Annotated in this window: 10 protein-coding genes and 2 tRNA genes; 2 read left to right on the forward strand and 10 right to left on the reverse strand. The window is 52.4% G+C overall.

What is annotated here, in order from left to right:
- Positions 1–9: 9 nt before the first annotated feature.
- The 3 genes from AC3WJN_RS08375 to AC3WJN_RS08385 all read right to left on the reverse strand — a co-directional run bounded on the left by AC3WJN_RS08375 (position 10) and on the right by AC3WJN_RS08385 (position 2,008).
- Complete coding sequence (locus tag AC3WJN_RS08375; protein WP_005833478.1) at positions 10–636, reverse strand: fumarylacetoacetate hydrolase family protein; 627 nt, start codon at positions 634–636, stop codon at positions 10–12.
- A gap of 72 nt (positions 637–708) precedes the next feature.
- Complete coding sequence (locus tag AC3WJN_RS08380) at positions 709–1,242, reverse strand: hypothetical protein (protein ID WP_007783490.1); 534 nt, start codon at positions 1,240–1,242, stop codon at positions 709–711.
- Between the two features lie 148 nt (positions 1,243–1,390).
- A complete protein-coding gene (locus AC3WJN_RS08385; RefSeq protein WP_007783484.1) occupies positions 1,391–2,008 on the reverse strand; it encodes a VanW family protein in 618 nt (205 codons plus the stop codon).
- An 85-nt stretch (positions 2,009–2,093) separates the two neighbouring features.
- Here AC3WJN_RS08385 and AC3WJN_RS08390 point away from each other — a divergent pair, with 85 nt between their 5' ends.
- Complete coding sequence (locus AC3WJN_RS08390) at positions 2,094–2,492, forward strand: hypothetical protein (protein WP_157179534.1); 399 nt, start codon at positions 2,094–2,096, stop codon at positions 2,490–2,492.
- Between the two features lie 75 nt (positions 2,493–2,567).
- Here AC3WJN_RS08390 and ppsA read toward each other — a convergent pair whose 3' ends face one another.
- The 7 genes from ppsA to AC3WJN_RS08425 all read right to left on the reverse strand — a co-directional run bounded on the left by ppsA (position 2,568) and on the right by AC3WJN_RS08425 (position 8,465).
- Entirely contained in the window at positions 2,568–5,180 is a 2,613-nt protein-coding gene (gene ppsA, locus AC3WJN_RS08395) for a phosphoenolpyruvate synthase (protein ID WP_007783482.1), read from the reverse strand.
- Positions 5,181–5,565: 385 nt separating this feature from the next.
- On the reverse strand, positions 5,566–5,985 hold the full coding sequence (locus tag AC3WJN_RS08400) for an ABC transporter substrate-binding protein (protein ID WP_005833485.1): 420 nt from the start codon (positions 5,983–5,985) through the stop codon (positions 5,566–5,568).
- Between the two features lie 25 nt (positions 5,986–6,010).
- A complete protein-coding gene (locus AC3WJN_RS08405) occupies positions 6,011–6,802 on the reverse strand; it encodes an ABC transporter substrate-binding protein (RefSeq protein WP_007783479.1) in 792 nt (263 codons plus the stop codon).
- Positions 6,763–7,044 carry a helix-turn-helix domain-containing protein gene (locus tag AC3WJN_RS08410; RefSeq protein ID WP_007783477.1) on the reverse strand — a complete coding sequence of 94 codons (282 nt, stop codon included), beginning with the start codon at positions 7,042–7,044 and terminating at the stop codon, positions 6,763–6,765. Before AC3WJN_RS08410 ends, AC3WJN_RS08405 begins: the two co-directional genes overlap by 40 nt.
- A gap of 172 nt (positions 7,045–7,216) precedes the next feature.
- A tRNA-Leu gene (locus AC3WJN_RS08415) sits at positions 7,217–7,303 on the reverse strand.
- Between the two features lie 11 nt (positions 7,304–7,314).
- Positions 7,315–7,390: transfer RNA gene (locus tag AC3WJN_RS08420), tRNA-Thr, on the reverse strand.
- A gap of 205 nt (positions 7,391–7,595) precedes the next feature.
- Positions 7,596–8,465 (reverse strand): YitT family protein, encoded by an 870-nt coding sequence (locus tag AC3WJN_RS08425; protein ID WP_005837127.1) that lies wholly within the window; start codon positions 8,463–8,465, stop codon positions 7,596–7,598.
- Between the two features lie 303 nt (positions 8,466–8,768).
- On the opposite strand from AC3WJN_RS08425, the gene AC3WJN_RS08430 reads away from it, so the two are divergent.
- Positions 8,769–9,065 carry a transcriptional repressor gene (locus tag AC3WJN_RS08430; RefSeq protein ID WP_005830373.1) on the forward strand — a complete coding sequence of 99 codons (297 nt, stop codon included), beginning with the start codon at positions 8,769–8,771 and terminating at the stop codon, positions 9,063–9,065.
- Positions 9,066–9,073: the final 8 nt, after the last annotated feature.

The raw sequence follows: 9,073 nt of genomic DNA on the forward strand, positions 1-9,073 counted from the left end.
TGCCCGTTTTTATTTCAGTTTGGCCGTAAACTGGCCCCACTCTTCGTCGCCCCATTTGAGGGTCAGCACATCGCCATCGGCGACCGGTCCGACACCCGCAGGAGTCCCCGTGTAAATCACATCGCCCTGACCCAAGCCAAAATGCTCCGCGACGTAAGCAATGATCGTCTCCAGATCAAAAATCACATCGCGAATATTTCCCCGCTGCACCTGCTCGCCGTTTTTGAGCAGGGAAAAGTCTGTCTGCTGCATCGCCGCAAGCCCTGGAAACGGGTGAAACGGCGTCAAGATCGCGGAATGAGGGAAGCCTTTGGCAAGCAGCCACGGATGGCCTGCACTCTTCAGCTCGCTCTGCACATCGCGCAAAGTAAAATCAATGCCAAGGGCGATCTTGTCGACCAGCTCGGCAAGCGTGCAGCCCGGTTCATACGGCCGTGCCAGATGCACGACCAGCTCCGCTTCATAATGAAGCTCTCCGCGCGTCCCAGGCAGCTCGATCTCCTGTCCGTTCGTCACAGCCAGAGCGTGTGTCGGCTTGGCAAAAATCATCGGTTTTTTCGGTACGTCGTTCCCCAGTTCGGCCGCATGCAGCCGGTAATTGCGGCCCACACAGTAAATATTGCGGATCTGTTCCATTTTGTCCTCTCCTTATGAAAGCTTGTCGCTCCCATTTACTATATCATGGGAAAGAGGACGAAAAACAGCCGGTCAATACTCGTCAAAGCAGTTGTCATAGCCCGGCCAGAGCCTGGCGTTGCCGCGCGCCTCCACTTCAAACACTGTATCGCAAATCGCTTCCAGCGCGCTCTCCAAATCCGTCTCCTCCTCCGAGCTCCACATGAACCCGTAACGAAGGCGCACGACCTGCTCTTTTTTTTCGCAGAGGACAAACGCGAGCTGCGGGTGCTGCTCAATGACCGCTCGGCGCGCCTGAACGGTCGCGTCCAGCGAAAACAAGCCATCCCATTCCGAGATGACATAGGTGGAAGTTACCTCGATCCAAAGTGCGGAGGAATCGTTTCTCCTGCGAAAGACAACCGAGTCCTCCCGATAAAATCCATACCCCGAAGGAAGGGCGCCCTGGAGTCTGAATGCCATCCCGACAGGCAAATCTTCCGGCTTTAGCGCTGCGACAAGCCGACCAGGCAAAAGATAGTAGCCATCCTCCTGGCAAGAGCTCAAAGGCTCGCCCATGACGACCACGCGCTGATTATGCGGGTCACCTGTCACCTGTACGTACATCACGGCACCTCCTTTTCACACAGTATGGTCAGAAATGCCTGCCTCAAAACCAAATAACGTTTCAGCGCATCCATTATTTTACATTTATAGCAGACAAAAAAACAGGAGGTACATCCCAATTTGATGTCCCCCTGCTTTTGCGTTGTTGTCATGATGCGCGGACGATGGCGATGACTACATCGTTTTCGTTGTACGCTTTCGCTTTTATTTTGACAGGAAAGTCGTACGGGTTCTGGAACTGAAAATCGAGGACGCCGTAAGCTACCGTTGCGTCCTGGCCTGCCGGCACGTAGCCCACCGACTTGCTGTGATTGTGCCGCTCCACGATCGTCATCCCGGCTTCCGCTGTCGCATTGTACAGCGTGCTGGATACTTGGCAAATCCCGCCGCCGAAGTCGTCGACAAGCTGCCCGTTCAAGATCGTCCCTGCCTTTTCCCAGCCGTCTTCCTCTATGTTGGAATTGCCTACTTCTTCATTAAAAGAAAAAACAGCTTGCGGCTTGATTTTTTCCTGGTTGATCTTTTTCAGCGCCTTCTTGATATTGTGCTTGCGCGCGTCAGAGCTGCCTTCCATCGTCGTATGGTAAAAGCCGAGGACTTCTTTGTCTTTGATGTCCATTTTGTCCAAAAAAGCTTCGCGCTGCTCTGCAGGGGAAAGCTCTGCTGTGCCCAGGGCAGATGCAGGTGTGGGAAGGACTGCCGTACACGCTGAAAACAGGAAGGCTGTTGTCACCACACTGATGCCTATGAACCGGAATTTGTTCATGCTCCTCTACTCCCTCGCTTTCATTCGTGCTGTCTCTTTTTTTCGGCTCGCGCAAAAAAGCTTGCGAATGCTGCAAGCCTGCAACGTGTCGATCACAATGCTCGCCACTCTACTGTATCCCACGCTTGACGCGGCGAGCAACCCGCAAATCTTGGACAGTTTTCAAGGAACAGGTGAGCAGCCGGACGGTGGACATCCGCCTGGGCTTTTTCTGGCGCAAAAAGGCAGACCGTCCTTGCTGCTGCGGTCTGTCTCTAAGTCGCCATTCTGCATCGTTCTCGCCGATCACGCCGAGCGCCCCGCCCGGTTTTTCTCGTTTTCTTCTGGACAAAATGGCGCTATGCTTCACGCCAGGTCAGGAACAGCCTGCGGTGTTTCAGGCATGAAGCTTTTATTTTTGAAAATGAAATTCATTATCATCATTCTGATTGTAGCGAAAAAAAGAAAGTTCTTCAACCTTCCTTGGTCGAAAAACTTTCTTTGATCGCTCGTCCTGCCTTGCAACCAAAGGCAACCGCTCATCTACTCGACTCGCTCGCGAGCTTGACGGCTTCAGCCATCACAAAATCTCCACATACCCCTCTGTTCCGTGCACGCGAATGCGTTGCCCGTCTTTTATGAGACGGGTGGCGTTTTCCACGCCGACAACGGCCGGCAAGCCGTATTCACGCGCGATTACTGCCCCGTGGGTCATCAGTCCGCCCACTTCGGTGACCAGACCTTTGATCGATACAAACAAAGGTGTCCAGCCCGGGTCAGTAAAGGAGGTGACCAGTATATCCCCTTCTTCCAGGTTCGCCTCTTCCATGTGTAAAATGACACGCGCCCGCCCCTCGATCACTCCGGCAGAAACAGCAAGACCTGCAAGCGCATTGGCGGGCAAGCTTTCCCGCTTGTACTTGCCCGCAATGATTTCACCATCAGACGTGATGACACGCGGCGGCGTCAGCTTTTCGAAAAATTGGTAGTCTTCTTTTCGTTGGCTGATGACCTGCTTGTCCAGCTTGTTCGTGCGCACCACTTCGTGAAACTCTTCCAAAGTGAGATAGTACACGTCTTCTTTTTCGCGAAGAACACCCGCTTGTACGAGTTGTTCGGCTTCTTTCAGCAAAGCTTGCTTATAGACGAAGTAGCGATTCACGATGCTGTATTTGGGATATTCGCGATAACCGATGAAGTTTCGGATGCGGTCGATCATTTGTTTCGTTTCTTTTGCTTTTTGTTCCCCGTCCGGCAATTGCTTTACTCGCTCGATGATCTCTTGTTCTTTTTTAAGCGCTTCCTGTCGCCCTTGCTCAAATTTCCGCTTGCCAGCGTTCGGCTCAAAGTTTTTGATGTTGCCCAAAATCATGGGGACGAGCGTGAGCGGGTTTTCACTCCAACGCGTTCTCGTCAGATCAATTTCTCCGGCACAGCGCATTCCGTATTTTTCGAGATACGCCTGGATCGCGTCATGCGCTTCCTGTCCGCCATCCAGTTTGAGCAGTTCCTCCCAAAAGTGATCTGCTTGTGCGTGCTGCAAATAGTCAATGACCTTTGGATAAGGGCGAATCGCATCAGCGACATCAAGGAGCGCCAGCCCCATTTCCGACGTAATGTTGTTTGGCACCGATTGGGAAAGCGTGTCTGCTACGTTTTTTTCACCCAGCCACTCGTTCATTTTTTTGTTGATCCATGCCGAAGCATTCAGCGCAGCCATAATCACGCCCAAGTTTTTCGAGACAAATAACATCTGCTTTAACTGCTGGATGTCTTCGAGAATAAAGGAAAACAAATCAGGCCCGGATTTCGTTTGGATGGTTTGCTTTACCTGTTCGAGCGCGTTTTGATTGCGCGCAATCAACTCAGCGACGATGGCCGGATCGTCTTCGATCGGTGTTTCCAAACTGGCGGGCAGCCTGCCTGGATTGCTGTTGCCGGGGGACTGTTCTTTGTCATCTGTTGGTGACAATCGGATAAAATCTCGCTCGATGATCGTCAGCAGCGCGTCTTTTATGAGCGGGTCGGATTGTCCCAATGTATTTATCAGCATTTGCCTGCTGTCAGGTGTAGCGAGCATCTTTGTCACATCGACAAACAGCCTGCCACCGGCTTTGTGCATGGGGGCATTCGTCGTCAACAGAAAAACAGACATGCCCAAAGGCTTCATCGGGTCGGTCATCATTTGCTGGTGGCCCACCGATACGTAGACGTGATTGTCTTGATCGGTCGCTTCCGGGATGGGGTACAAAGTCGTAATCGGACGGCTCTGGACAATGTAAAACGTATCGTCAGCCAAACACCATTCGATATCTTGCGGGCAGCCCAAATAAGCTTCGATCTGTCGGCCGATGCGTGCCAGTTGCAAAATTTGCGGGTCGGTAAGAGTTTGCGCCTTTTGCCGCTCAGGCTCGATCTGCTCCGTCTGCGTCCCGCCTTCTTTTCGTCCGTAAATCGCCAACGTTTTGGTTGCGATCCTTTTGTCGACGATGTCCCCGTCCTTTACTCGATAACAATCGGCGGATACGAGGCCAGAGACGAGTGCTTCGCCAAGTCCAAAACTGGCGTCGATAGACAGCAGCTTCCGGTTGGCTGTAATCGGATCGGCGGTAAACAAAATCCCGGAAGCGTGAGGGAAAACCATCCTTTGTACGATGACGGATAAAGAAACATGGCGGTGGTCAAATCCGTTTTGCATCCGGTAAATGACCGCGCGATCCGTAAACAGCGACGCCCAGCATTGGCTCATATGCTGCAAAATGGCTTCTATGCCGATGATGTTCAAATAGGTGTCCTGTTGACCAGCAAAAGAAGCGTGCGGCAAATCTTCCGCAGTCGCACTCGAGCGCACGGCATAAGCGTGTTCCGCTCCAAAGCGGGAGAGATAGTGCGTCACGGCTTCGACCACATCGGCGGGAATTTCGGCTTCCCTGATAATTTGCCGAAGCTGCCTGCTGATTTCACCAATTGGCTCCCGGTCTTCTGCGCTCAGCCTCGCCAGTCGATCCAGCAAAGCATGATACGTCTCGTTTTGTTCGATGGCTTTTTGATAGCCCGCTGTGGTCATACAAAATCCTTCCGGGACTTGTATGCCGGGGATTTTCGATAGCTCCCCCAGATTGATCCCTTTGCCGCCAACGAGCAACCGCGCTGTTTTTTCCATTTCCTGAAAACCGAGGACCAAAGCACTCATTCCGATCTCCCCTAACCATTCCATTGTGAAAAAGCATTTGACAGGTGTTTGTGCGGGTGATACAATTAAAGTGTAAGATGAGATACCATTAACCATAAAATTGAGCACAGTCGTGTGCTCTGATTATATCATCGTGTCTTTTTAGGCGCAATCAAAAAGAACCTGGGCAGTTTTGCCAGGTTCTTTTCATTCATGCCGCTCCAAGCTGAAAAGCATATAAAAAAACCTGGAACGCGTCCAGGCAATCTGTTAGAGAATGCGAATGTTGGAACAATCACGACTGTTCAAATCTCAATCGCCTTTGCTATTGTATCATAAAGACTAGACATGTCAAAGAAATTTCTAGGACTGGCCCGCCCCCCCATCGTGCCAGAAACCTCGGACCTCACTGCTTCTGTTTCGCCCCGTTGTGCCGCTCGATCACGTCGGCCAACGCCTCGATCTGGCCGAGGACGGATATCGGGTCAAAGTAGAAAAGGGTTTTGTAATCGAGGACGATGACGCGATTCTCCCGGACAGCCGGAAGCTGCCTCCACACTCCGCTATCGACAACCGCCTTCAGCTCTTCCTCGGTCGTTTGGTCCCATGAGCAGAGAAACACGATGTCTGCGTCGGCGTATTCTTGGAGCAGCTCAAGCGAAATCGCCTGGTACTGTGCGCCGCTGTCGATCACTTCACGCTGCACCCGCTCATTGGCCTTGAAGCCGATCGCATGGTAGATCGCTTCCCCGCCCCGCCCGAAGTTGTCGCCGAGCACGGCAAGCTCTTTTCCGTTCGGATGAACAAGTGTCGCGGTCGCATTCATGAGAATTATTATCGAATCAAGCGTATCAAGAGGGCAGAAAGTTTGTCCATGCAGACAAATGACGAAAATTCAGCCGAAATGTGACTGGACCATTTTCCTCCAGCCAGTCCAATTGCTTCTCCATCGCCAAAGGATCGTACCCGTAAAAAACATTCGGGTCCGGCTCGTACACGCGGCCGTTTTTTACTGCCGGCAGACTGCGCCACACGCTCGACCCCAATACCTCGCACTCGGCGGCGGGCCAATGCGAATGATAGAGGAACAAAAAAATGTGATCGGCGGAGTAATCGGGCAGATCGTCCAGCGGGACGTGTATGTTCAGCAGCCCTTTTTCGATCATGTTCCGCTGCACGGCAGGCGGCGGCTGCAAGCCCAGCACATCGTATATCAGGCACCCGCCCATGCTCGTCATGTTGCCGTAAACGTAGCATTTGCCCGAGACGATTTTCACGATCAAAAACGTCTCGCCTCGGGCACGCTGGACGACCAGCTTGTTTTTTACCGCCAAAGCTCTTTCGTCAAACAGCAGGAGCCAGCGTTCTGCCTGTTCGCGACGCCCCACGGCTGCCGCGAGCACGAGCAGTTCCTCCCGCCAATCGCTGCATTCCTCGGGAATCGTGAACACCGGGGCGATCTCCCACAAGCTCTCGGTGTACTCTTCCCGATACACCATGATGAGGTCGGGCGGATTCGCCGCGAGCCACTGGACGGTTTTGTCGCTGTACCACTCCCCTTGCCTGAAACCTGAGCAGTCGAGCCGCTCCCGGTAATGAGCAGTCAGCCACGGCTCCATCCACAAGCCGACGACGCCAAACACCGGGACGATCCCCAGGTCAGCAGGCATACTGTGGCGTGCGGCATCAGGACGGCGATTCGTTTCGGCTGCTTTCTGTACACCGTCAGCGGAACGCCCACAATCTGCTTAAACTTTCGGCTGAAATAATAATCGTTGGCAAACCCGGTTTCCTGCGCAATCAGATGCAAATCTTTGTCCGACAACTGGAGCAGCTCCTGGCCTTTGCGGATTCGGACCCGGCCCAGGTATTCGACGAAGCTCACGCCCGTCTCCCAGGCGGCGGGGCGGCCGGAGTCGCAGCCGCTCGCTTGCGTGTAGCTGGAAGCGGGACAAGCCTGCCGCTGCCAGCAGTGTCAGCCTAATCCAGATCATGAATAGCAAAAAGGCTTTTGTTCTGCCGGAAAAAGCAGCCCAAAAGCCTGTCGTTTACTGGTATGGTGCGGTCGAGAGGACTTGAACCTCCACGGTGTTGCCACCACTAGAACCTGAATCTAGCGCGTCTGCCAATTCCGCCACGACCGCAAATGAAAACGTGGTGCCGGCGATAGGAATCGAACCCACAACCCCCTGATTACAAGTCAGGTGCTCTACCAATTGAGCTACACCGGCATATGCTTTTCATCTTTCGCCGCGAGCGTTTCGTGTGTGTCCCGCTCACGAGATTTAATATAGCATGTCTCTTTTTTAAATGCAATAGAAAACCTAAAATTTTTTCATCAGAATTTAAAAAAACAGTACCGTCGCTAGCAAAAAGAGCGGCGGATCTGACCCCACCGCTCTTCCTGCTTCCAGCCTGCCCAAGCAATCCGCGCGATCAGCCCACGCGAAATCCTTCGCCAAGCACCTCATTCGCCGGGCATAAAATGATAAACGCGTCAGGATCGACTGAGCGTACCATAATTTTCAGCTTGCTGACTTCGCTCTGGCTAACCACGGCCATGAGCACCTTGCGCGCATCGCCGGTATATCCTCCCGAGCCATCCAGCAAGGTAACTCCCCTGTCCAGGTCATACAAAATCGTTTCGCGCAGCGTATCTGTTTCGTTTGAGATGATATAAGCAACCTTCGAGGTATTCCACCCCATTTGAACAATATCAATCGTCTTGCTGGTGACAAATAACGCAATAAGTGCATACAAAGCTTTCTCCGGGTCAAACACAATCCCGGCAAACAAAATCACCAAGCCGTCAAACACCGCCACGCAGGCCCCTAAGCTGATCCCCGTAAACTTGTGCAAAATTTGCGAGGCAATCGCAAACCCTCCGGTCGAGCCTCTGCCCCGAAAAACGATGCCAATGCCGAGGCCCACTCCGATTCCTCCATAAATACTCGCGAGCAACGGATTGGTAGTCAGCGGCTGCAAATGACTCGTGAGCATCACGCACAGCGGCAACACGACCGATCCAACCGCCGCCTTCATGCTGTACTGCCGATCAAGCAACTTCAGTCCCAGGAGGAACAACGGAATATTGCACGCCCATTGAACAATCGCCGGGGAAAATCCAAACAGGTTGTGCAAGATTGTCGACAGCCCGGAAACGCCGCCGGAAGCAATCTGGTTCGGGTTGAGAAAAAGGTTAAAGCTGGTCGCAAGCACCAGTGAACCGAGGAGCAGCATACCATATTCCATCACTTTTCTCTGCGGGCTGTTCAACTGGATGGCTGTTCGTCTTTTTCGCGCCACATGGTTTCACTCCTGACTTTTTCACGTAAGCAAAATCCGCACATACACTACCATGTTTTGGTCGAAAAGAAAACCCCCATTTGCTGTCCTTTCTTATGTAAGATTTGCGGAATCCTGGCAAACATACACGCTACCAGCCTATGCTGCGCCAAGCCATTAACCGAACCTGCGTGGCCCTGAAACCGGAAACCTGGCACGAATCTGATAAATTCTTATCTACATAAAAAAGAGGTTGACTCCCTGGAAAAACAAAACGATAATTATAATCAAGTAATAATAATTATCAAAAAGAGGTGACCTGTGATGGATGAACAAATTGCCAGTGTCACAAACCAGGTGAAGCATCTCGGAAAACGCCTGACCATTCAAAGACGCGCTGTCCTGCGCCATATGCTGACGTCTCATCACCGTCCCACTGCCAAGGACGTTTACCATGCCCTGAAAAAAGAAATGCCAAACATCACGCTCTCTACCGTCTATACCAGCTTGCGCCTGCTCGTGAAAATGGGCGTCGTCAAAGAGCACGTAAACGGCGATTCTCCCAACCGCTTCGAGCCGCTCCTGAACTTGGACCCAACAGAATTGAAGGAAGTCATGTAGAAAAATAG

The organism is Brevibacillus sp. FW306-2-1A-C05A (assembly GCF_058781555.1).

Excerpts from the sequence above, each read along its gene's own strand:
- AC3WJN_RS08375 (WP_005833478.1), bottom strand. The coding sequence starts at position 636 with ATGGAACAGATCCGCAATATTTACTGTGTGGGCCGCAATTACCGGCTG.
- AC3WJN_RS08380 (WP_007783490.1), bottom strand. The coding sequence starts at position 1,242 with ATGTACGTACAGGTGACAGGTGACCCGCATAATCAGCGCGTGGTCGTC.
- AC3WJN_RS08385 (WP_007783484.1), bottom strand. The coding sequence starts at position 2,008 with ATGAACAAATTCCGGTTCATAGGCATCAGTGTGGTGACAACAGCCTTC.
- ppsA (WP_007783482.1), bottom strand. The coding sequence starts at position 5,180 with ATGAGTGCTTTGGTCCTCGGTTTTCAGGAAATGGAAAAAACAGCGCGG.
- AC3WJN_RS08400 (WP_005833485.1), bottom strand. The coding sequence starts at position 5,985 with ATGAATGCGACCGCGACACTTGTTCATCCGAACGGAAAAGAGCTTGCC.
- AC3WJN_RS08430 (WP_005830373.1), top strand. The coding sequence starts at position 8,769 with ATGGATGAACAAATTGCCAGTGTCACAAACCAGGTGAAGCATCTCGGA.